This is a genomic window from Burkholderia pseudomultivorans (assembly GCF_001718415.1).
Classification (GTDB): Bacteria; Pseudomonadota; Gammaproteobacteria; order Burkholderiales; family Burkholderiaceae; genus Burkholderia; species Burkholderia pseudomultivorans_A.
Window position 1 is genome coordinate 277052 of the sequence record NZ_CP013377.1, and the last position, 22197, is coordinate 299248.

At 68.3% G+C, this 22197-nt stretch carries 18 protein-coding genes; 9 read left to right on the forward strand and 9 right to left on the reverse strand.

From position 1 onward, the window contains the following. Nucleotides 1-24: 24 nt before the first annotated feature. A complete protein-coding gene (gene dkgB, locus WS57_RS01215) occupies nt 25-831 on the reverse strand; it encodes a 2,5-didehydrogluconate reductase DkgB (protein ID WP_009690853.1) in 807 nt (268 codons plus the stop codon). A gap of 141 nt (nt 832-972) precedes the next feature. Here dkgB and WS57_RS01220 point away from each other — a divergent pair, with 141 nt between their 5' ends. Continuing rightward, nucleotides 973-1908, forward strand: a complete 936-nt coding sequence (locus WS57_RS01220) for a LysR family transcriptional regulator (protein WP_040130915.1) — start codon at nt 973-975, stop codon at nt 1906-1908. Between the two features lie 80 nt (nt 1909-1988). Here the strand turns inward: WS57_RS01220 and zwf are convergent, their stop codons facing one another. The 4 genes from zwf to WS57_RS01240 all read right to left on the reverse strand — a co-directional run bounded on the left by zwf (nt 1989) and on the right by WS57_RS01240 (nt 6197). Next, complete coding sequence (gene zwf, locus WS57_RS01225) at nt 1989-3464, reverse strand: glucose-6-phosphate dehydrogenase (RefSeq protein ID WP_059519232.1); 1476 nt, start codon at nt 3462-3464, stop codon at nt 1989-1991. Nucleotides 3465-3854: 390 nt separating this feature from the next. After that, nucleotides 3855-4433 (reverse strand): peroxidase-related enzyme, encoded by a 579-nt coding sequence (locus tag WS57_RS01230; RefSeq protein WP_059519234.1) that lies wholly within the window; start codon nt 4431-4433, stop codon nt 3855-3857. Between the two features lie 97 nt (nt 4434-4530). Further along, nucleotides 4531-5514: an MDR family oxidoreductase gene (locus WS57_RS01235; protein WP_069243636.1), complete on the reverse strand. Its 984-nt coding sequence runs from the start codon at nt 5512-5514 to the stop codon at nt 4531-4533. 44 nt (nt 5515-5558) lie between these two features. Further along, on the reverse strand, nt 5559-6197 hold the full coding sequence (locus WS57_RS01240; RefSeq protein ID WP_069243637.1) for a TetR/AcrR family transcriptional regulator: 639 nt from the start codon (nt 6195-6197) through the stop codon (nt 5559-5561). 219 nt (nt 6198-6416) lie between these two features. On the opposite strand from WS57_RS01240, the gene WS57_RS01245 reads away from it, so the two are divergent. Next, a complete protein-coding gene (locus WS57_RS01245) occupies nt 6417-7604 on the forward strand; it encodes a M20 aminoacylase family protein (protein WP_059605488.1) in 1188 nt (395 codons plus the stop codon). Between the two features lie 59 nt (nt 7605-7663). Continuing rightward, nucleotides 7664-8986 carry an MFS transporter gene (locus WS57_RS01250; protein WP_060334133.1) on the forward strand — a complete coding sequence of 441 codons (1323 nt, stop codon included), beginning with the start codon at nt 7664-7666 and terminating at the stop codon, nt 8984-8986. Nucleotides 8987-8997: 11 nt separating this feature from the next. On the opposite strand, the gene WS57_RS01255 is transcribed toward WS57_RS01250, so the two are convergent. Further along, on the reverse strand, nt 8998-9918 hold the full coding sequence (locus WS57_RS01255; RefSeq protein WP_059519245.1) for a LysR family transcriptional regulator: 921 nt from the start codon (nt 9916-9918) through the stop codon (nt 8998-9000). 135 nt (nt 9919-10053) lie between these two features. Here WS57_RS01255 and WS57_RS01260 point away from each other — a divergent pair, with 135 nt between their 5' ends. From WS57_RS01260 to WS57_RS01270, 3 genes are all read left to right on the forward strand, one after another. Further along, nucleotides 10054-10827 (forward strand): transporter substrate-binding domain-containing protein, encoded by a 774-nt coding sequence (locus WS57_RS01260; RefSeq protein WP_069244322.1) that lies wholly within the window; start codon nt 10054-10056, stop codon nt 10825-10827. A 47-nt stretch (nt 10828-10874) separates the two neighbouring features. Then, nucleotides 10875-11990 carry a succinylglutamate desuccinylase/aspartoacylase family protein gene (locus WS57_RS01265; RefSeq protein WP_069243638.1) on the forward strand — a complete coding sequence of 372 codons (1116 nt, stop codon included), beginning with the start codon at nt 10875-10877 and terminating at the stop codon, nt 11988-11990. A gap of 223 nt (nt 11991-12213) precedes the next feature. Beyond that, nucleotides 12214-13302 (forward strand): PDDEXK nuclease domain-containing protein, encoded by a 1089-nt coding sequence (locus WS57_RS01270; protein WP_040132013.1) that lies wholly within the window; start codon nt 12214-12216, stop codon nt 13300-13302. Between the two features lie 14 nt (nt 13303-13316). Here the strand turns inward: WS57_RS01270 and WS57_RS01275 are convergent, their stop codons facing one another. Next, nucleotides 13317-14105 carry an IclR family transcriptional regulator gene (locus tag WS57_RS01275; protein ID WP_009688807.1) on the reverse strand — a complete coding sequence of 263 codons (789 nt, stop codon included), beginning with the start codon at nt 14103-14105 and terminating at the stop codon, nt 13317-13319. A gap of 261 nt (nt 14106-14366) precedes the next feature. On the opposite strand from WS57_RS01275, the gene pcaF reads away from it, so the two are divergent. Then, complete coding sequence (pcaF, locus tag WS57_RS01280) at nt 14367-15569, forward strand: 3-oxoadipyl-CoA thiolase (RefSeq protein ID WP_059482182.1); 1203 nt, start codon at nt 14367-14369, stop codon at nt 15567-15569. Between the two features lie 448 nt (nt 15570-16017). Then, entirely contained in the window at nt 16018-17562 is a 1545-nt protein-coding gene (locus WS57_RS01285; RefSeq protein ID WP_040130925.1) for a PAS domain-containing methyl-accepting chemotaxis protein, read from the forward strand. Nucleotides 17563-17687: 125 nt separating this feature from the next. Here the strand turns inward: WS57_RS01285 and gabD are convergent, their stop codons facing one another. Both gabD and WS57_RS01295 read right to left on the reverse strand, forming a co-directional pair. Beyond that, nucleotides 17688-19157, reverse strand: a complete 1470-nt coding sequence (gene gabD, locus WS57_RS01290) for an NADP-dependent succinate-semialdehyde dehydrogenase (protein WP_059519255.1) — start codon at nt 19155-19157, stop codon at nt 17688-17690. Nucleotides 19158-19233: 76 nt separating this feature from the next. Then, nucleotides 19234-20523 carry a 4-aminobutyrate--2-oxoglutarate transaminase gene (locus WS57_RS01295; protein WP_069243639.1) on the reverse strand — a complete coding sequence of 430 codons (1290 nt, stop codon included), beginning with the start codon at nt 20521-20523 and terminating at the stop codon, nt 19234-19236. 120 nt (nt 20524-20643) lie between these two features. Here WS57_RS01295 and WS57_RS01300 point away from each other — a divergent pair, with 120 nt between their 5' ends. Beyond that, nucleotides 20644-22155, forward strand: coding sequence for a PLP-dependent aminotransferase family protein (locus WS57_RS01300; protein WP_059519259.1), 1512 nt, complete (start codon nt 20644-20646; stop codon nt 22153-22155). Nucleotides 22156-22197 lie beyond the last annotated feature (42 nt).

The window sequence follows — 22197 nt, forward strand, 5'->3', positions numbered from 1 at the left end:
GAATGTCGGATGGCGGCCGGCCCGTCAGTCCCACGCCGGCGCGAGGCCGACCGGATCGACTTCCCGGCCGTTGCGCTCGAGCGCGGCGATCTGCGCCATGTCGTCGTCGGTCAGGCGCAGCGTCTGCGCGAGCAGGTTGCTCGCGAGGTGTTCGCGCTTCGTCGACGACGGGATCACCGAGTAGCCGAGCTGCAGCGCCCACGCGAGCGCGACCTGCGCGGGCGTCGCGTCGTGACGCTGCGCGATCGCGCCGATCACCGGATCGCCGAGCACCTTGCCGTACGCGAGCGTCATGTACGACGTCACGTGGATGCCTGCGCCGTTCAGGAACTCGACCAGCTTGCGGTTCTGCAGGTACGGGCTCAACTCGATCTGGTTCGTCGCGATCGCATCCTTGCCGACCGCGGCGATCGCCCGCTTCGTCAGTTCGATGTTGAAGTTCGAGATGCCGATCCGGCGCGTCAGCCCCTTCGCCCGTGCATCGGCGAGCGCGGTCATGAAGGTTTCCGGCGCGACGCCATGCTCGGGCGCCGGCCAGTGGATCAGCGTCAGGTCGACGTAGTCGGTGCGCAGCTTGCGAAGGCTTTCCTCGAGGCTCGGCACGAGCTTGTCGGGCGCATGGTTGTCGACCCAGATCTTCGTCGTGACGAACAGCTCGTCGCGCGGCACGCCCGACGCGGCGATCGCGGCGCCGACCTCGGCTTCGTTGCCGTAGATCTGCGCGGTGTCGATCGCGCGGTAGCCGAGTTCGAGGCCGTTGCGGACCGAGTCGATCACGACCTGGCCCTTCAGGCGGAAGGTGCCGAGGCCGAATGCGGGAATCTTGCTCATCGTGTGCTCCTGGAAAATGGCGCGGTTTCGATCCGCCCGGTGAGGCCGGCGGCGGAAACGGATATCGATGCGCAGTGTAGGCGCTTTACTTTTGCTGAAAAACTCGCCTATAAACCAAATAGTCTTGATTTCAGATCAACAATGAAGATTACGCTCGACGAACTCCAGGCCTTTGCCGCCGTGGTCGACTCCGGTTCGATCACCGCTGCCGCGCAGCAGCTCGACCTCACCGTGTCGGCGACGAGCCGCACGCTCGCGCGGCTCGAGGAAAAGCTGAAGACCACGCTGCTGCGCCGGACCACGCGCCGGCTCGAACTGACCGAGGAGGGCCGCGCGTTCCTGCAGGACGCGCGCGCGATCATCGCGTCGGTCGAGACCGCGGAGGAGCAGATGCTCGCGCGCCGCGACATGCCGTCGGGGCGGCTGCGCGTCGACGCCGCGACGCCGTTCATGCTGCACGTGATCGTGCCGCTCGTGCGCGGCTATCGCGAACGGTTTCCGAAGGTCGAGCTGGAGCTGAACAGCAACGAAGGGATCATCGATCTGCTGGAGCGGCGCACCGACGTCGCGATCCGGATCGGCCGGCTGAAGGATTCGACGCTGCACAGCCGGCGCATCGGCAGCAGCCGGGTGCGGATCCTGGCGAGCCCGGCGTATCTCGACGCGCACGGTCAGCCGCGCAAGGTCGAGGATCTCGACCGGCACACGCTGCTCGGCTTCACGCAGCCGGAGTCGCTGAACGTGTGGCCGCTGCTCGGCGCCGATGACGAGCCGCACCGCATCGAGCCCGACGTGCGCTCGTCGAGCGGCGAGACGCTCAGGCAGCTCGCGCTGGAAGGGGTAGGCATCGTGTGCCTGTCGGATTTCATGACCGCGCAGGATCGCGACGCGGGCCGGCTCGTGCCGGTGCTCGCGCGCCAGACGCTCGACGTGCAGCAGCCGATTCATGCGGTGTATTACCGGAACACGGCGATTTCGTCGCGGATCGCGTCGTTCGTCGACTACCTGATCGATGCGCTCGGCAGCGGCGCCGATGCGCCGACGCGGCGCAAGGCGGTGTGGATGGGGACGCTGTAGCGGCCGGCCCCGCGCGCCGCCGGCGCACCGTGCGTCGGCGCCGGCGCTGCGCGGCGGTCACATCGGGCGATGCGCGCCCGTCACGCTTCCTCGGACCACGACATGTTGTCGCGCGCGAGCAGCGCGGACGACGCGGCCGGGCCGAACGTGCCGGCCGTGTAGAGACGCGGCCGATCGCCGAGCTGCTTCCAGCCGTCGAGGATCGGCTCGACCCACGACCATGCGGCTTCCAGTTCGTCGCGGCGCATGAAGTGCGTGAGACGGCCGCGGATCACGTCGATCAGCAGCCGCTCGTACGCTTCCGCGCGCCGCTCCGGAATCGCCTGCTGCAGGTCGAGGTTCAGGCTCACGGGCACCATGTTCATCCCGCTGCCCGGCTCCTTCGCGAGCATCTGCAGCTGAATCGATTCTTCCGGCTGGAGCTGGATCACGAGACGGTTGCTGTAGTGGCGCGGGCCGGTCGGGATGATCGAGAACGGCATGTCCGCGAACTCGATCACGATTTCCGACTGGCGGCGCTGCAGCCGCTTGCCGGTGCGCAGGAAGAACGGCACGTTCGCCCAGCGCCAGTTGTTGATGTGTGCACGCAGCGCGACGAAGGTTTCCGCGCGGCTGTCGGCCGGCACGTTGTCCTCCTCGAGATAGCCCTTGACCGGCTGGCCGTCGACCGCGCCGGCCGTGTACTGGCCGCGCACCGTGTCGCGTGCGACGTCGGCCACCGCCATCGGCCGCAGCGAGCGCAGCACCTTCAGTTTCTCGTCGCGCACGGCGTCCGGATCGAGCGACACGGGCGGCTCCATCGCGACGATGCACAGCAGTTGCAGCAGGTGGTTCTGCACCATGTCGCGCAGCGCGCCGGTGTGGTCGTAGAAGCCTGCGCGGCTGCCGACGCCGACCGTCTCCGCGACCGTGATCTGCACGCTGCGGATGCTCGGCGCCTGCCACAGCGGCCCGAAGATCGGGTTGCCGAAGCGCAGCACCATCAGGTTCTGCACGGTTTCCTTGCCGAGGTAGTGGTCGATCCGGTAGATCTGCGATTCCTCGAAGTGCCTGCCGACCGCGTCGTTGATCGCCTTCGCGGACGCCAGATCGTGGCCCAGCGGCTTTTCGAGCACGACGCGCGAGCGCGCGTCGACGAGGTGCGCGGCCGACAGGTTGTCGCAGATGGTCGTGAACAGTTCCGGCGACGTCGACAGGTAGAACACGCGGATCGCGTCGCCGCGCGCGGCTTCGGCGAGCCGCTGGTAGTCGTCCGGCACGTTCACGTCGATCAGCACGTACTTGAACAGGTCGAGGAAGCGGCTCCATGCCGCGGCGTCGAACGCCTTCTCGTCGATGAACGGGCGCGACTGCTCGTCCATGAACTTGCGATAACCGTCGATGCCCCAGTCGCGGCGGCCGACGGCGATGATGCGTGTGTCGGGCGGCAGGTTCTGGTGCAGATGCGCCATGTACAGCGCGGGCAGCAGCTTGCGGGCGGCCAGGTCGCCGCCGCCGCCGAAGATGATCATGTCGACAGGCCGGTCGGCCTCGGTCTGGGTAGGCTGATTCGTCATGGATGGGTCGCGTCTGAAACGGTGAGCGTGGAACGAACGTCGAAGCACCGGGCGCCGACAGGCCGCGCACCGGTACGTGAAAACGCTAATAGTGCACGCTTTTGATGGATCGTGTACGCGTTCGCCCTTTCAACGTGTAACGGAAGCGGCATCGCCGAAGCCTGTTGCCGCACGATCGGGATGCGCGGCGGGTGTTGCGCGATGCTGCCAGAGCCGGCTGCCGGGATGCCGCGGCCGGCTTGCGCGCCCCGGCAGGAGGGCCGGCCCGGCTGTTTCGCGGTCCGCGCTAAACGGGCCGAGCGGACCGAACGGACCGGATACCGGCGGCTTCGGCCGCCCGGGCGAGCGCGAGCGTCGCGTTTCTTCCGCATGCCCGCGCCGCCCGCGCGCTCAACGTCCCATCGCGTAGAACTCCGCGTTGGGCCGCATGTTCGTCACGTTCGCGATCCGGTTGGACATGCCGAAGAATGCCGAGATCGCCGCGATGTCCCATACGTCTTCTTCGCTGAAGCCGTGCGACTTGAGCGTGTCGAAGTCCGCTTCGCCGACTTGCTGCGCGGCCTGCGACACCTTCATCGCGAAGTCCAGCATCGCCTTCTGCCGGGCGGTGATGTCGGCCTTGCGGTAGTTGCTGGCGATCTGGTCGGCGATCAGCGGGTTCTTCGCGCGCACGCGCAGGATCGCGCCGTGCGCGATCACGCAGTACTGGCACTGGTTCACGCTGCTGGTGGCGACGACGATCATTTCCCGTTCCGCCTTGCTGAGGTTGCCCGGCTTGTCCATCAGCGCGTCGTGGTACGCCATGAACGCGCGAAACTCGTCCGGGCGATGCGCGAGCGTCAGGAACACGTTCGGGATGAAGCCCGACTTTTCCTGCACGGCGGCGATGCGCGCGCGAATGTCCTCGGGCAGTTCCTCGAGCGTCGGCACGGGGAAGCGGCTGATGGGGGCGGTGTCTGCAGCGGTCATGGGGTCTCCTCGATGAAATGGCGTGGACGGTCCCGACGCACGAGCCGCCGGGCCGGATGAAAGCAACGTGGACGACGGATTGCCGTTGTACCGGCGCTTACGCGTTGACGTCCACGACGATGCGGCCGCGCACCTTGCCGCTCATCAGTTCGTCGGCCAGCGCGACGGCATCGCCCAGGGCCGCCTGATGGCCGATGGCGCCCAGTTTATCGACGTCGAGATCGGAGGCGAGCCGTCCCCATGCGGCCAGCCGGTCTTCGCGCGGGCACATGACGCTGTCGATCCCGACCAGCGTGACGCCGCGCAGGATGAACGGCGCGACCGTCGCGGGGAAGTCCATGCCGGCCGCGAGGCCGCAGGCCGTCACGACGCCGCGGTATCGCGTGCTCGCGCAGACGTTCGCGAGCACGTGGCTGCCCGCGACGTCGACCGCGCCGGCCCAGCGTTCCTTGCCGAGCGGCTTGCCGGGCGCGCTGAACTGCGATCGATCGAGGATCTCCGCCGCACCGAGCTGCGTCAGGTAGTCGGCATCGTCCGGACGGCCGGTCACCGCGACGACGCGGTAGCCGAGCCGCGCGAGGACGGCGATCGCGACGCTGCCCACGCCGCCGGCCGCGCCCGTCACCACGATCTCGCCGTCGCCGGGGCGCACGCCATGGCGTTCCAGCCCCATCACGCACAGCATCGCGGTGTAGCCTGCGGTGCCGATGGCCATCGCCTGTTGCGGCGAGAACGCGGACGGCAGCGGCACCAGCCAGTCGCCGTCGACGCGCGCCTTCTGCGCGAGGCCGCCCCAGTGCGTTTCGCCGACGCCCCAGCCGTTGAGCACGACCCGGTCGCCGGGACGGTAGTCCGGGTGCGTGCTGTCCTCGACTTCGCCGACGAAATCGATGCCCGGCACCATCGGAAACTTGCGGACCACCGGCGCCTTGCCGGTGATCGCGAGGCCGTCCTTGTAGTTCAGCGTCGAGTACTGCACCCGCACCGTCACGTTGCCGGCGGGCAACTGCGCGTCGTCCAGCGTTTGCAGCCGCGCGTGCTGGCCGGTTTCGTCCTTGTCGATCACGATGCCGTGGAACATGGGTTCTCCTTTCCAGACCGATCGTCTGGTTATTGGCAAAAAACTCAGCGGCCGGGCAGTCCATCGAGGAAAAACTGCGCGAACAACGCGAGCGGCATATCGCTGCGCTCCAGCTTCGCGCGCAGCACCGCGCCTTCCCAGCCGATCCAGAAGAACGCCGCCAGTTCGGCCGGGACGGCCGAGTCGGCCAGCTCGCCGGCCTGTTGCGCGGCGACGAGGCAAGCGGTGAGGCGGCGCTGCCAGTCTTCGAACGTCGCGCGCAGCCGCGCGCGGAAACTCTCGGGCAGTGCGCCCATTTCCTGGCCGAGGTTGCCGATCAGGCAGCCGCGCCGATAGTCGTAGCGGGCCATCCCGTCGCGCGCATCGTCGACGAACGCGCGCACGCGCTGCAGCGGCGACAGCGCCGTGTTGCCGAAATGACGGTCCAGCTTGCGCGCGAAAAACTCGGCGTAGCGGTCGATCAGTTCGAGGCCGAACACCTCCTTGCTGTCGAAGTAGTGATAGAACGAGCCCTTGGGCACGCCGGCGCGCCCGAGGATTTCGTCGAGCCCGGTGGCCGAGAAGCCTTTTTCGGTCAGCACCGCGAGGCCCGTGCGCAGAAGCATGTCGCGCGTGGCGACAAGGTCCTCGTGCTTCCTGGGAGGCCTGCCGCGACGGCGGGGCGGGTCGGTTCGAAGGTCCATGCGCGAATAATAGACCGTTCGTCTCGAAAATCAACCACCGCGCTGCGCTGTGCGTCGGCGGCCTCGATCGGGCAGCCGGGACCGGTAAAAACCCTGATTAAAAAGCTTTATCGCGGTGAAAAATTCCGCATCTTATTGAATCGATATCGGCTCGATATAGTGGCTCGCTTTCCCGCATGCGCCCGGGCGCATGCGCTGACAATCAGCTGGAGCCCGTTGATGACCAACGCCCGATTCACCGAAATCGAGGATCTGATGCCCGCCGCCGGCGGACTGCGCGAGATCCGCCACCATATCCACCACCACCCCGAACTGGCCTACGAGGAACACGAGACGGCCGCGCTCGTCGCCGACAAGCTCGAGCAATGGGGCTGGCAGGTGACGCGCGGGGTCGGCCGGACGGGCGTGGTCGGCACGCTGCGCGTCGGCGACGGCCCGCGCAGCATCGGCATCCGCGCCGACATGGATGCGCTGCCGATCGTCGAGGCGACCGGCCTGCCGTATGCGAGCGGCACGCACGGCAAGATGCACGCATGCGGTCACGACGGCCACACGACGATGCTGCTCGGCGCCGCGCAGCATCTCGCGAAGACGCGCAACTTCTCCGGCACCGTGCACCTGTATTTCCAGCCGGCGGAAGAGCACGGCGTCGACAGCGGCGCGAAGAAGATGATCGACGACGGCCTGTTCGAGCGCTTCCCGTGTGATGCGGTGTTCGGCATGCACAACCATCCGGGCGCGGCGCCGGGCGTGTTCCTGATGCGGCGCGGCCCGTTCATGTCGGCCGGCGACAAGGCGATCATCACTATCGAAGGCGTCGGCGGCCACGCGGCGCGGCCGCACCTGACCGTCGATCCGGTCGTCGTCGCGGCGAGCATCGTGATGGCGCTGCAGACGATCGTCGCGCGCAACGTCGATCCCGCGCAGCCGGCGGTCGTGACGGTCGGCTCGATGCATGCGGGCACCGCGAACAACGTGATTCCGAACGGCGCGCGTCTCGAACTCAGCGTGCGTTCGTTCAGCCCCGAGGTGCGCGCGCTGCTGAAGCGCCGGATCGTCGCGCTGGCCGAGACGCAGGCGGCGAGCTACGGCGCGACCGCGCAGGTCGAATACATCGAAGGCTATCCGGTCGTCGTCAATACGGATGCCGAAACGGATTTCGCCGCACAGGTCGCGCGCGAACTGGTCGGCGATGCGCACGTCGTCGAGCAGGCCGATCTGCTGATGGGCAGCGAGGATTTCGCGTTCATGCTGCAGCAGCGGCCCGGCTCGTTCGTGCGGCTCGGCAACGGCGAAGGCGAGGACGGCTGCATGGTGCACAACCCGAAGTACGACTTCAACGATCGCAACCTGCCGATCGGCGCGGCGTTCTGGACGCGCCTCGTGGAGCGCTACCTGGGGCAGTGACCGCGGCGAAGGCATGCTGGCGGCCGGCGCTTGCGGCCGCATCGACAGGAGAGGGAACGATGCAGAAAGACCATCTCGCGCTGCACCCGGCGCCGGCCGCGCCCGCTGCGAGCGGCGCGCCGGCCGTCACGCGGCGCGGCGCGATCGCGGCGGCCGTGATCGGCAACTGGCTGGAATTCTTCGATTTCACCGTATACGGCTTTTTCGCGGTGCTGATCGGCCGGCTGTTCTTCCCGTCGAGCGATCCGACCACGTCGCTGCTGCTGTCGGTCGCGACGTTCGCGGCGGGCTTCTTCACGCGGCCGCTCGGCAGTGTCGTGCTCGGCGTGTATGCGGACCGCAAGGGCCGCAAGGCCGCGCTGAACCTGACGATCATGCTGATGGCGCTCGGCACGGGGCTGATCGCGATCGCGCCGACCTATGCGCAGATCGGCGTGGCGGCGCCGCTGATCGTCGTCTGCGCGCGGCTGATGCAGGGCTTCTCGCAGGGCGGCGAATTCGGCGCGGCGACGTCGACGCTGATCGAGCACGGCGGCGGGTCGCGGCGCGCGTTCCGCGCGAGCTGGCAGCTCGCGACGCAGGGCGGCGCGGCGCTGATGGGCTCGGGTTTCGCGGCGCTGCTGTCGAACACGCTGACCCGCGATGCGCTCGAAAGCTGGGGCTGGCGGCTGCCGTTCTTCGCGGGCGTGCTGATCGCGCCGGTCGGCATGTACCTGCGCCGGCGCCTGGCCGATGATGCGCCCGGCGACAGCCATCACGGGATCGAGCGCGGCGTGCTGCACGAGCTGTTCTCGCGGCACGCGCGCACGGTGCTGCTGCTGATGCTCACGGTGATGGGCGGCACGGTGTCGACCTATATCCTGACGTTCTACATGCCGACCTACGCGATCCACACGCTCGGCCTGCCGATGAAGCTGTCGATGTTCGTCGGCGTCGCGTCAGGCTGCGTGATGCTGGTCACGTGCCCGCTGTTCGGCTGGCTGTCGGACCGGATCGGCAGTCGTCGCCTGCCGATCTTCATCGGGCGCGGCGTGCTGGTCGTGCTGCTGTTCCCCGCGTTCTGGCTGATGAACCATCATCCGTCGCTGTCGGCGATCCTGCCGCTGACTGCGCTGATGCTGCTGTTCTATTCGCTTGGCTCCGCATCGGAAATGGCGCTGATGTGCGAGTCGCTGCCGCGCCATGTGCGCGCGACCGGCATCTCGATCGCGTATGCGCTCGCGGTGACGATCTTCGGCGGCACCGCGCAGCTCGTCGCGACCTGGCTCGTGCGGGCGACCGGCAGCAAGCTCGCGCCGGCCGGCTATGTGGCCGCGTGCGTGATCCTGTCGCTGATCGCGGTCGCGATGCTGCGCGAGACGGCCGGCGACAGGATGGACTGACGGGGCGCGGCCTACCTGCCGCGCACCATCCGCAGATACGACGCGAGCATCGTCGCGAGTTCCTGCGCGGCCGGCGTGAGCGGCACGGCGGCGCGCTGCAGCAGGCAGATGTCCTGCGCCTCGGCGCGCTCGCGAACCGGCACCTTCACGAGCGCGCCGGCGAACGGCCCGTGCCGCGTGACGGCTTCGGTTTCGAGCGAGAGGCAATCGGTCTGCGTGACGAGCTGCAGCGTCTCGAACATCCCTTCGACGGTGGCCAGGATCTTCGGCGGCGGCAGGCCGTGCGCGTCGAAGTAGGCGAGCAGGCGGTTCACGACCGGATCCGCGCTCAGGTTCGGCGAACGCGTCGACACCCACGCATGATCGGCCAGTTCGGCGAGCGATTGCGCGTGCCTCTTCGGATGCCCGGCGCGACAGACGACCACCGGCGCGGATGCGCGCAGCGGCGTGACCGCGAGATCGGTCGTATCGGTCTGCTTCGCGACGAGCGCGATCGCGAAATCGACCGCGCTTTCGCGCAGCCAGCCGATCATCATCCGCGACGTGCCGGTGCGCAGATGCACGTCGACCTTGTCGAAGCGCGCGCGGAACGCGCTCAGCACCGGCGCGAACGCATCGATCAGCGGCTCGGCCACCAGGCCGAGCGTGACGGTGCCTTCGTACGCGCCGCTCAGCTGCCGGATTTCCGCCTCGACCTGCTCGCATTCGCCGAGGATCGCGCCGGAGCGCGCAAGCAGCCGCTGGCCGACGGCGGTCGGCACGATGCCGCGATTGGTGCGCGTCAACAGCGTCGCGCCGAGCGTCGCTTCGAGGCTTTGCAGTTGCTGCGTGACGCCGCTTTGCGCGAGATCGAGCGCGCGCGCCGCGGCGCGCAGGCTGCCGTGCTCGACGACGGCCTGGAAGATGCGAAGCTGGGACAGCGTGAACGCCATGAGCAAGCGCCGGGTCGGTGATCGGAAAGAGTGATCATGATAAGTCAGCCGCGCATTCCGGCCGCGCGCGGCGCGCTCTACGATCGCAGGCAGTCCGGTTCGTGCCGGTTGTCCACCGTCCTGCTCCTGTCGAACATGAAACGCATCCTCGTCCCGCTCGTTTCGCTGTGCGTCGCGCTCGCGGCGCTACCCGCGCATGCCGCCGACGCGCACACCGTGCGTCTCGGCATCGACCCGACCTATCCGCCGATGGATTCGAAGGCGCCCGACGGCAGCCTGCAGGGCTTCGACGTCGATCTCGGCAACGAGATCTGCCGCCGCGCACAGCTGCATTGCCAGTGGGTCGAGCTCGAATTCTCCGGGATGATTCCCGCGCTGCAGGCGCGCAAGATCGACGCGATCCTGTCCTCGATGGCGATCACCGAGAAGCGCGAAAAGCAGATCCTGTTCTCGTCGAAGCTGTTCCGCTTCAAGTCGCGGCTCGTCGCGCGGCCCGCGAGCGGGCTCGGCAGCACCGCCGCATCGCTCGCGGGCAAGCGCGTCGGCGTGCAGTCGGGCACGCAGTTCGAGTCGTGGGCGCTCGCGCACTGGGCGCCGGCCGGCGTCGGCGTGGTGCCGTACAAGAGCCAGGACGACGTGTTCGCCGATCTCGTCAACGGCCGCCTCGACGCGGCGCTGCTCGGCGCGGTGGAGGCCGACTACGGCTTCCTGCGCACGCCGAAGGGCAAGGGCTTCGCCTTCGTCGGTGCGCCGCTCGACATGGGCGACCGCGGTGTCGGCATCGGCATGCGGCAGTCCGACACGGCGCTCAAGGCGTCGATCGACGGCGCGATCGCGTCGATGCTGAAGGACGGCACGTACGACCGGATCGCGAAGCGCTATTTCGATTTCAATCCCTACGGCGACTGAGCGCCGTCCGTTTCCGTCCATCCGCCTTCATTCGTTCGAGATCCTCGATGCAGATCCGCCATACGCCGCTGTTGTCGCCGTCGATCGGCACCCAGCGCACGCTGACGAGCTTTCATTTCGGGCCGGCCGACGCCGGCCGCAAGATCTACCTGCAGGCCGCGCTGCATGCGGACGAGACGCCCGCGATGCTGGCGGCGTACATCCTCAAGCAGCGGCTCGCGCAACTCGACGCCGACGGTCGGCTCGCGGCCGAAATCGTGCTCGTGCCGGTCGCGAACCCGATCGGCCTCAATCATCATCTGCTCGGCCAGTTCATCGGCCGCTTCGATCTCGCGAGCGGCCGCAATTTCAATCGCGGCTTCCTGCCGCTCGCGGCGATCGCCGCGCGGGCGCGCGAGCGGCTCGGCGCGGACCCGGTGCGCAATCGTGCGATCGTGCGCGAATGCGTCGGCGCGGCGCTCGACGGCATCGCGCCGCGCACCGAATTCGACGCGCTGCAATGCGCGTTGCTGAAGCTGTCGCACGACGCCGACGTCGTGCTCGACCTGCATTGCTCGCTGGAAGCCGTGATGCACGTTTATACGAGCGACAGCGCATGGCCGGACGTCGAGCCGCTCGCACGCTACCTCGGCGCGCAGGTGTCGCTGCTGGCCGAGGATTCGGGCGGCCATGCGTTCGACGATGCGCATCACCTGCTGTGGTCGCAGCTGCGCGAGCATCTGCCGGAAGGCACGCCGATGGCGGCCGGCACGGTGGCCGTGACGGTCGAGTGTCGCGGCCAGCGCGACGTGACCTACGAACTCGCCGAGCGCGACGCCGGCGCGCTGCTCGACTATCTCGGGTGGCTCGGCGCGGTGCGCGGCGCGCGTGCGCCGCTGCCGCCGCTCGCCGCGCCGGCCACGCCGCTGGCGGGCAGCGAGCAGTTCTACGCGCCGGCGAGCGGGATTCTCGTGCACCGCGCGGCGATCGGCGCGACGATCCGCGCCGGCGATCCGCTGTTCGATATCGTCGATCCGCTGACCGACGCGATCACGACGGTCGTCAGCGGGACCGACGGCGTGTTCTATATGCGTCGCGCGATCCGCTTCGTGACGGCGGGCGCGCCGCTCGGCCGCGTGACGGGCACGGTGCCCGTGCGCACGGGGATGCTGCTCGGCGCGTGAAGGCCGCACGTCGCGCATGGCGGCGCGGCGGGCTGTCCGACGGCAGTCGCGCAATTTCGTTCTTGTCAGATTGACCGTGTTTTGCGCCGTCACTAAATTCGTTGTGCGGAGCTTGCTCCGTGTTCCGTGAGAAGAACGTTGCAACAGAGTCTGGGGTTAACGGGCAGCCTGCGCTGCCCGTTTTTTTGTGATGCGCTCGAGCGCGAGCAACAGGACGCATTCCATGACGAACGGGAAAAAGGATGTCGTGCCGGCCGACTATGCCGGCATCCACGGCAGCATTGTCGAATTGCTCGACGAGGCGCGCCGGGCCGCCGCGCGCAGCGTCAATGCGCTGATGACGGCGAGCTATTGGGAGATCGGCCGCCGCATCGTCGAGGCCGAGCAGCGGGGGAAGCGGCGGGCGGGATATGGCGAGCAGTTGATCGAAAGGCTGTCGGGCGATCTGACTGCGCGGTTCGGGCGGGGGTTCGGCGTCAACAACCTGGAGAACATGCGGCGCTTTTTCCTTACATACCGTGGTGCCGAAATTTCCCAGACAGTGTCTGGGAAATTGACCCTGGCCGAACTGGCGCAGATCTTTACGCTCCCGTGGTCCGCCTACGTGCGGCTGCTGTCGGTGAAGGACGACCACGCTCGCCGTTTCTATGAAGCCGAAGCGCTACGCGGCGGATGGAGCGTGCGCCAGCTCGACCGGCAGATCGGCAGCCAGTTCTACGAGCGCACGGCGCTGTCGAGGGACAAGGCCGCCATGCTGGCCAAGGCGGCGGCGCCCCGGCCGGCGGATGCCGTCACGCCCGACGATGCGATCAAGGACCCGTACGTGCTCGAGTTTCTGAACCTCAAGGACGAATACTCGGAGTCCGACCTCGAGGGCGCGCTGATCGAGCGGCTTCAGGAGCTTCTGATCGAGCTCGGCGACGGGTTTACCTTCGTCGGACGGCAGCGCCGCTTGCGCATCGACCAGACCTGGTATCGCGTGGACCTGCTGTTCTTCCACCGCCGGCTGCGCTGTCTCGTGATCGTCGACCTGAAGCTCGGCAGCCTGACCCCCGCCGATGTGGGCCAGATGCACCTGTATTGCAACTATGCGAAGGCGCACTGGACGCTTCCCGACGAGAACCCGCCGGTGGGCCTGATCCTCTGCGCCGACAAGGGGCACGCGATGGCGCGCTATGCCCTGGAGGGACTGCCCAACCAGGTCATGGCCGCCAACTATCGCACCGTGCTGCCCGATGCCGAGCTGCTGCAAAGGGAGCTCGAGAACACGCGGCGCATGCTGGAATCGCGCGTCAAGCCCCCGCAACGCTAGCCGCTTCCGATCGACTACCCGCGCCGCGCCACCAGCGCCGAGACGCGCTGCGCCGCTTCCTGCAGCGGCCCGAGAAACTCCTTCACCATCTGCTTGGCGGTATGCCGCTGCGCGTTGCCGCTGACGTTCATTGCCGCGATGATCTGCCCGCGCCGGTTGCGGATCGGCGCGGAAATCGACATCAGGCCCACTTCGAGCTCCTGGTCGACGACGGCCCAGCCTTGCTCGCGCACCTGCGCGATCGTCGCCTTCAGTTCGGCAAGGTCCGTGATCGTGCGCGCCGTGTGCGCGCGGATGCTGCTCTGCGTGAGCGTTTCGTCGAGCGCCGCGTCGTCGAGCGCGGACAGCAGCACGCGGCCCATCGACGTGCAGTACGCGGGCAGCCGGCTGCCGATCGACAGGTTGATCGTCATGATCTTGTGCGTCGGCACGCGCAGCACGTAGACGATCTCGGTGCGATCGAGCACGGCGGCCGAACAGCTCTCGTGGATCTGCGCGGACAGCTGCTCCATCACCGGTTCCGCGAGATTCCAGAACGGCATCGACGTCAGATACGCGAACCCGAGTTCGAGGATCTTCGGCGTGAGCCGGAACAGCCGGCCGTCGGCCTCGACATAACCGAGCGTCTGCAGCGTGAGCAGGATGCGGCGCGCGCCCGCGCGCGTCAGGCCGGTGGCCGACGCGACCTCGGTGAGCGTCTGTTCGGGGCGCTCCGCGTCGAACGCGCGGATCACCGCGAGCCCGCGGGCAAACGACTGGACGTAGGAGTCGCCGGGTTTCGTCTGGATGTCTTCGGTCGTCATGAACAGGAGGAATATCGTGCAGCCGAGAAGATAGCGCATGGGGACGAACGCGCCAACCGCGCGGCGGACCGGGCGCTTGACAGGTCGTCCCCGCACTCCCTATGATGCGTTGGACGTTCGATACACGATCTTATGTTCGTATATAGAACATTTAAGCGCATCCCGGCGGGTAATGCAAGGGGCGCGCCCCGTTCATTTCCCAGCCTTGCATGGGACCGGAGCCCGCGTTGAAGCGCGCGCCCCGGTCGACAGGAGACACTGATGACCGAAGCTTTTCTGTGTGATGCGATCCGTACGCCGATCGGCCGTTACGGCGGTGCGTTGTCCGGCGTGCGCGCCGACGATCTGGGCGCGGTGCCGCTCAAGGCGCTCGTCGAGCGCAACCGCGACGTCGACTGGACGGCCGTCGACGACGTGATCTACGGCTGCGCGAACCAGGCCGGCGAAGACAACCGCAACGTCGCGCGCATGTCGCTGCTGCTCGCGGGCCTGCCGGAAGGCGTGCCCGGTTCGACGATCAACCGCCTGTGCGGTTCCGGCATGGACGCGGTCGGCGTGGCCGCACGCGCGATCAAGTCGGGCGAAGCCGCGCTGATGGTTGCCGGCGGCGTCGAGAGCATGACGCGCGCACCGTTCGTGATGGGCAAGGCCGCGAGCGCGTTCGCGCGTCAGGCCGACATCCACGATACGACGATCGGCTGGCGCTTCGTCAACCCGCTGATGAAGCAGCTGTATGGCGTCGACTCGATGCCGGAAACGGCGGAGAACGTCGCGGTCGACTACAACGTCAGCCGCGCCGACCAGGATCTGTTCGCGCTGCGCAGCCAGCAGAAGGCCGCGCGCGCGCAGCAGGACGGCACGCTCGCCCAGGAAATCGTGTCGGTGACGATTCCGCAGAAGAAGGGCGACCCGGTCGTCGTGTCGCGCGACGAACATCCGCGCGAGACGTCGCTCGAAGCGCTGGCGAAGCTGAAGGGCGTGGTACGCCCGGACGGCTCGGTGACGGCCGGCAATGCGTCGGGCGTCAACGACGGCGCGGCGGCGCTGCTGCTCGCGAACGAAGCCAGCGCGAAGCGCTTCGGCCTCACGCCGCGCGCCCGCGTGCTGGGCATCGCGACCGCCGGCGTCGCCCCGCGCGTGATGGGCATCGGCCCGGCGCCGGCTACGCAGAAGCTGCTGGCGCGACTCGGGATGACGATCGACCAGTTCGACGTGATCGAGCTGAACGAGGCGTTCGCGTCGCAGGGCCTCGCGGTGCTGCGCATGCTCGGCGTCGCCGACGACGATCCGCGCGTGAACCCGAACGGCGGCGCGATCGCGCTCGGCCACCCGCTCGGCGCATCGGGCGCACGGCTCGTGACGACCGCGATGTACCAGCTTCACCGCACGAACGGCCGCTTCGCGCTGTGCACGATGTGCATCGGCGTCGGTCAGGGCATCGCGATCGCGATCGAACGCGTCTGACGCAGCCTGCGCGGCCTTCGGCCGCGTCCGCAACCGCCCGGTTGGCGCGCGTGATGCGCGGAACCGGGCGGTTTTTTTGCGCATATCGGCAGCCCGACGCGGCATGCCGCGCATGGCATCCTGAATCGCGTAAAGAGAAATATTCGCATTACGATAGATGCGATTCCCTCCGATTAATCGCACCGTAATTCGTGGCGCGCCGGAATAATCGAGAATACGGCCGAAGCCTTGTCCCGCCTGGGTTTGGTTTTATCCATGAACATCTTGTTTGACGAATATCAGAGTCGACGGTTAAATCGCGCGATTTTCCGTTGAGCGGGTAATGTTTTCCGGAAATCTGCCGACAAGAGCAGGGGTCCGATCGATGGCTTGCCGCATGCCGGCGGCCGCCGGTCGAAAGCCTTTTATCGAGAAACGGGCGCAACACCCGTCCACCGGAGCCCTGCACATGCGCAACAACCAGCCCGTCACGCAACGCGAGTTCGATTTGCCCGACGACGCGACGCTGATGTCCACCACCGACGCGGACGGCTACGTCACGTACGCGAATGCGGCCTTTATCCAGGTCAGCGGATATGCCGGCGAGGAACTCGAAGGTCAGCCGCACAACATCGTGCGTCATCCGGACATGCCGAAGGAAGCGTTCGCCGACATGTGGAGGACGCTGAAGGGCGGCGAGCCGTGGTCCGCGCTCGTGAAGAACCGCCGCAAGAACGGCGATCACTACTGGGTGCGCGCGAACGCGGTGCCGGTGATGCGCAACGGCCAGCCGCAAGGCTACATGTCGGTGCGCACGAAGCCGGCGCGCGACGAGATCGCGGCCGCCGACGCGCTGTATCGCGATTTCCGCGAAGGCAAGGCCGGCCGCCGCCGCTTCCACAAGGGGCTGATCGTCCGCACGGGCGTGGCGGGCGTCGTGTCGCTGTTCCAGACGATGTCGGTGCGCGCACGGCTGAACTCGACGCTATGCGTGCTCGCGCCGGTCGTGATCGGCGCGGGCTGGGCCTGCGGTCTCGGCGGCGGCGCGCTCGCCGCGTTCGCGGCGGCGACGCTCGGCGTGTCGATTGCGGCCGGGTTCTGGCTCGACGTGCAGATCGCGCGGCCGCTGCGCCAGCTGCACGACCAGGCGCTGAACGTCGCGACCGGCGAGAGCCGGCGCGGCGTGCGGATGAACCGCGTCGACGAGATCGGCATGACGCTGCGCACGCTCAACCAGCTCGGACTGATGTTCCGCTGGCTCGTCGACGACGTCAGCGAACAGGTGCTCAACGTGCAGCGCGCGAGCAACGAGATCGCGCAGGGCAACAACGACCTGAGCGCGCGCACCGAGCAGGCCGCGAGCAGCGTGCAGCAGACGGCCGCGTCGATGGCGCAGATGACGGCCACCGTGTCGAGCAATGCGGAGACGGCGCAGCAGGCGAACCAGCTGTCGGTGTCGGCGAGCGATGCGGCGCAGCGCGGCGGGCAGGCGGTATCCGAAGTCGTCGCGACGATGACCGACATCACCGAGAGCTCGCGCAAGATCGCCGACATCATCGGCGTGATCGACGGCATCGCGTTCCAGACCAACATCCTCGCGCTGAACGCGGCGGTCGAGGCCGCGCGGGCGGGCGATCAGGGGCGCGGGTTCGCGGTCGTCGCCGGCGAGGTGCGCGCGCTGGCGCAGCGCAGCGCGAACGCGGCGAAGGAGATCAAGACGCTGATCGGCGCGAGCGTCGAGCGGGTCGAGTCGGGCGCGCGGCGCGTCGACGAGGCCGGCCGCACGATGGAGGACATCGTCGCGCAGGTGAAGCGCGTATCGGATCTGATCGCGGAAATCAGCTCGTCGACGGCCGAGCAGAGTACCGGCGTCGCGCAGGTCGACCAGGCGGTCGTGCACCTGGACAACATCACGCAGCAGAATGCGGCGCTCGTCGAGCAGAGCGCGGCGGCGTCGGAGAGCCTGAAGCAGCAGGCGACGCGGCTGGTCGATGCGGTGAACGTGTTCCGCTGAACGCGGCAGGAAGGTGACGCGGGCGCGACGGAGAGGGGCGCCGCCCCGCGTCGGTGCCGCCCGGTTCCGGCCGGGCGGCAGGGTCCGTGAACGCGCCCGGCGGGCGGTTCACGCATCCCGAACCGTCAGACGGCGAGGCAGAGGTACTTGATCACGACGTAGTCGTCGATGCCGTAGTGCGAGCCTTCGCGGCCCAGGCCCGACTGCTTGACGCCGCCGAACGGCGCGACTTCGTTCGAGATCAGGCCCGTGTTCACGCCGACCATCCCGTATTCGAGTGCTTCGGCGACCTTCCACACGCGGCCGATGTCGCGGCTGTAGAAGTACGCGGCGAGGCCGAACTCGGTGTCGTTCGCGAGGCGGATCACCTCGTCGTCGCTGCTGAACTTGAACAGCGGCGCGAGCGGGCCGAACGTCTCTTCCTTGGCGACCTTCATCGCCGGCGTGACGCCGGTCAGCACGGTCGGCTCGAAGAAACCGTGGCCGAGCGCGTGGCGCTTGCCGCCGGTGACGACGGTCGCGCCCTTCGCGAGCGCGTCCTCGATGTGCGCCTCGACCTTCAGCACGGCCGCCTCGTTGATCAGCGGACCCTGCGTGACGCCCGGCTCGGTGCCGCGCCCGACCTTCAGCTGGCCGACCGCCGCCGCGAGCTTCTGCGCGAACTGGTCGTACACGGCTTCGTGCACGTAGAAGCGGTTCGTGCACACGCAGGTCTGGCCGCTGTTGCGGTACTTCGATGCGATCGCGCCCTGCACGGCCGCGTCGAGGTCGGCATCGTCGAACACGATGAACGGCGCGTTGCCGCCGAGTTCCAGCGACACCTTCTTGACCGTCGCCGCGCATTGCGACATCAGCAGGCGGCCGACCGGCGTCGAGCCGGTGAACGACAGCTTGCGCACGATCGGGTTCGACGTCAGCTCGCCGCCGATCGCCTTCGGGTCGCCGGTGACGACGCTGAACACGCCGGCCGGCACGCCCGCGCGTTCGGCCAGTACGGCCATCGCGAGCGCCGAGAACGGCGTCGCCTCGGCCGGCTTCACGACGATCGGGCAGCCTGCCGCGAGCGCGGGGCCGACCTTGCGCGTGATCATTGCCGCCGGGAAGTTCCACGGCGTGATCGCCGCGCACACGCCGATCGCTTCCTTCGTCACGACGATGCGCTTGTCGCTCGCCGGAGTCGGGATCGTGTCGCCGTACACGCGCTTGCCTTCCTCGGCGAACCACTCGAGGAACGACGCGGCATAGCCGATCTCGCCCTTCGCCTCGGCGAGCGACTTGCCCTGCTCGGTCGTGAGGATCAGCGCGAGGTCGTCGGCGTTTTCCATCATCAGGTCGTGCCACTTGCGCAGGATGACCGCGCGTTCCTTCGCGGTCTTCTTGCGCCACGCCGGCCACGCGGCGTTCGCGGCTTCGATCGCGTGGCGCGTCTCGGCCGCGCCCATCGCCGGCACGGTGCCGAGCAGGCCGCCCGTCGCCGGGTTGCGGACCTCGAACGTCTCGCCGTTCGCCGCGCCTTGCCATTCGCCGTTGACGTACGCCTGCTGGCGGAACAGCGAAGGATCTTTCAGTGCCAGGGTTTCTTGAACAGTGCTCATTCCGGTACCTGCTGTGAAGATGAAACGGCCGCCGCCGTCTTCACGACGGCGGCGGCGCATTCGGTTGACGGGGAACTCAGGCCGGCACGCCGACCGTTTCCTTCAGCACTTCCTCGAGGATCGCGAGCGCTTCGTCGAACACGGCTTGCGGGATCGTCAGCGGGAACAGGAAGCGCACGACGTTCGAGTACACGCCGCAGACCAGCAGCAGCAGGCCGCGCTCGAGCGCACGCGCCTGCACGCGCTTCGTGAATTCGGCGTCCGGCTCGCCGGTGCCCGGCTTCATGAACTCGACCGCGATCATCGCGCCCGGGCCGCGCACGTCGGCGATCTGCGGCACGTCGGCCTGCAGCGCGTTCAGCTTCGCCTTCAGCACGTCGCCGAGCTGCGTCGCGCGCTCGCACAGCTTCTCTTCGTCGATGATGTCGAGCACCGCGTGCGCCGACGCGACCGCCAGCGGGTTGCCCGCGTAGGTGCCGCCGAGACCGCCGGGCGCGGCCGCGTCCATCACGTCCGCACGGCCGACGACGCCCGACAGCGGCATGCCGCCCGCGAGGCTCTTCGCCATCGTGATCAGGTCGGCCAGCACGTCGTAGTGCTGCATCGCGAACAGCTTGCCGGTACGCGCGAAGCCCGTCTGCACTTCGTCGGCGATCAGCAGGATGCCGTGCTCGTTACAGATCTTGCGCAGCGCACGCACGAACTCGGCCGGCGCCGGGTTGAAGCCGCCTTCGCCCTGCACCGGTTCGAAGATGATCGCGGCGACGCGCTTCGGATCGATGTCGGCCTTGAACAGCATCTCGATCGCCTTGATCGAGTCGGCGGTCGTCACGCCGTGCACGGCGTTCGGGTACGGCGCGTGGAACACGTCGCCCGGGAACGGGCCGAAGTTCAGCTTGTACGGCGCGACCTTGCCGGTCAGCGCCATGCCCATCATCGTGCGGCCGTGGAAGCCGCCCGAGAACGCGATGACGCCCGGACGGCCGGTTGCCGCGCGCGCGATCTTGATCGCGTTTTCGACGGCTTCGGCGCCGGTCGTGAAGAACGCGGTCTTTTTCGGGAAGTCGCCCGGCGCGCGTTCGTTGATCTTCTCGGCCAGCTCGACGTACGACGCGTACGGGACGATCTGGTAGGCGGTGTGCGTGAAGTTGTTCAGTTGCTCCGAGATCGCCTTGACGATCTTCGGGTGGCGGTGGCCGGTGTTCAACACCGCGATGCCGGCGGCGAAATCGATGAAGCGGCGGCCTTCGACGTCCCACAGCTCCGCGTTCTCGGCGCGGGCGGCGTAGAAGTCGCACATCACTCCGACGCCGCGCGGGGTGGCGGCGTTCTTGCGGGCCAGCAGGTCGGCATTCTTCACGGTCATCTCCTTGATGTTCTTTCCGGTGAGTAGGGATTCGGGCGCCTCGGCAGCCCATGGAGGCGACTATAATCACATTTGGCTCTGACAATCAGAGCCATTTCAATAAATAATCAGGAGCCAATCATGCGCGCAAGCGTGTTGTCGGACTGGCTGGCGCAGCGCCTCGTGCGCGGCGGCGCGCAGCCGATCTACCGGCAGCTTCACCGGCTGCTGCAGCAGGCGATCCTGTCGCGCGAGCTGCCGGCCGGCACGCGCGTGCCGTCGTCGCGGCTGCTGGCGGCCGAGCTCGGGATCGCGCGCAACACGGTGACGCAGGTTTACGAACAGCTTGCGCTCGAGGGCTACGTGCACTCGGCGACCGGGCGCGGCACCTTCGTCGCCGACAGCGCGCCGGACGAGATCGTCGGCGCGCCGCCCGACGCGGCCCTGCGGCCGGCGGCGGCCGTGACGCCGGCCGCGCGGCCGCTGTCCGCGCGCGGCACGCGGCTCGTCGAGGGGGCGGGCGTGTCGAAGCGGCAGGGCGGCGCGTTCATGCCGGGCGTGCCCGACGTGTCGCGGTTTCCGGCGCGCGTCTGGACGCGGCTGCACAACAAGTACTGGCGCCGGCTGCGTCCCGACCTGCTGACCTATGCGCCGGGCGGCGGCCTCGCGCTGCTGCGCGAGGCGCTGGCCGACTACCTGCGCACGTCGCGCTCGGTGCGCTGCACGCCCGAGCAGATCGTGATCACGACCGGGATCCATCAGTCGATCGACCTCGCGGTGCGGCTGCTGACCGATCCGGGCGATGCGATCTGGACCGAGGACCCGTGCTATTGGGGCGTGCGCAGCGTGCTGAACGTGTCGGGCCTGACGACGCGGCCGATCCCGGTCGACGAGGAGGGAATCGCGCCGTCGGCCGCCGATCTCGCCGAGCCGCCGAAGCTGATGCTCGTCACGCCGTCGCACCAGTATCCGCTCGGGATGGTGATGAGCCTCGCGCGGCGGCGGATGCTGCTCGAATATGCGCGCCAGCACGGCTGCTGGATCATCGAGGACGATTACGACAGCGAGTTCCGCTACGGCAGCCGGCCGCTCGCGTCGCTGCAGGGCCTCGACACGTCGGGGCAGGTGATCTACGTCGGCAGTTTCGGCAAGACGCTGTTTCCGGGGCTGCGGGTCGGCTACCTGGTCGCGCCGGAACCGCTCGCGGAAAGCTTCGCGACCGCGAGCGCCGAGCTGTATCGCGAAGGGCAGCTGCTGCAGCAGGCGGTGCTCGCGGAATTCATCGCGGAAGGGCATTTCGTGTCGCATATCCGCAAGATGCGCACGCTGTACGGGCAGCGCCGCGAGGTGCTGCTCGATGCGGTCGCGCGCCGCTACGGCGATGCGCTGCACGCGCTCGGCAGCGATGCGGGGCTGCATCTCGTCACGCGGCTGCCGGACGGCGTCGACGATCGCGCCGTCGCGCAGGCCGCGCTCGAGCGCAATATCGTCGTGCGGCCGCTGTCCGGTTACTACGCGGAGCGCGAGCGCGCGGCGTCGGGGCTGCTGCTCGGTTATGCGTGCGTGCCGGAGGACGAGATCCCGACGGCGTTCGCGACGCTCGCCGAGGCCATCGACGAGCGGGCGTTCGGCGCGGCGGTCGAGGCGGCCTGAACGGTGGAGCGGGTGGCGGCATCGCGCTGCGATGCGCGCTGC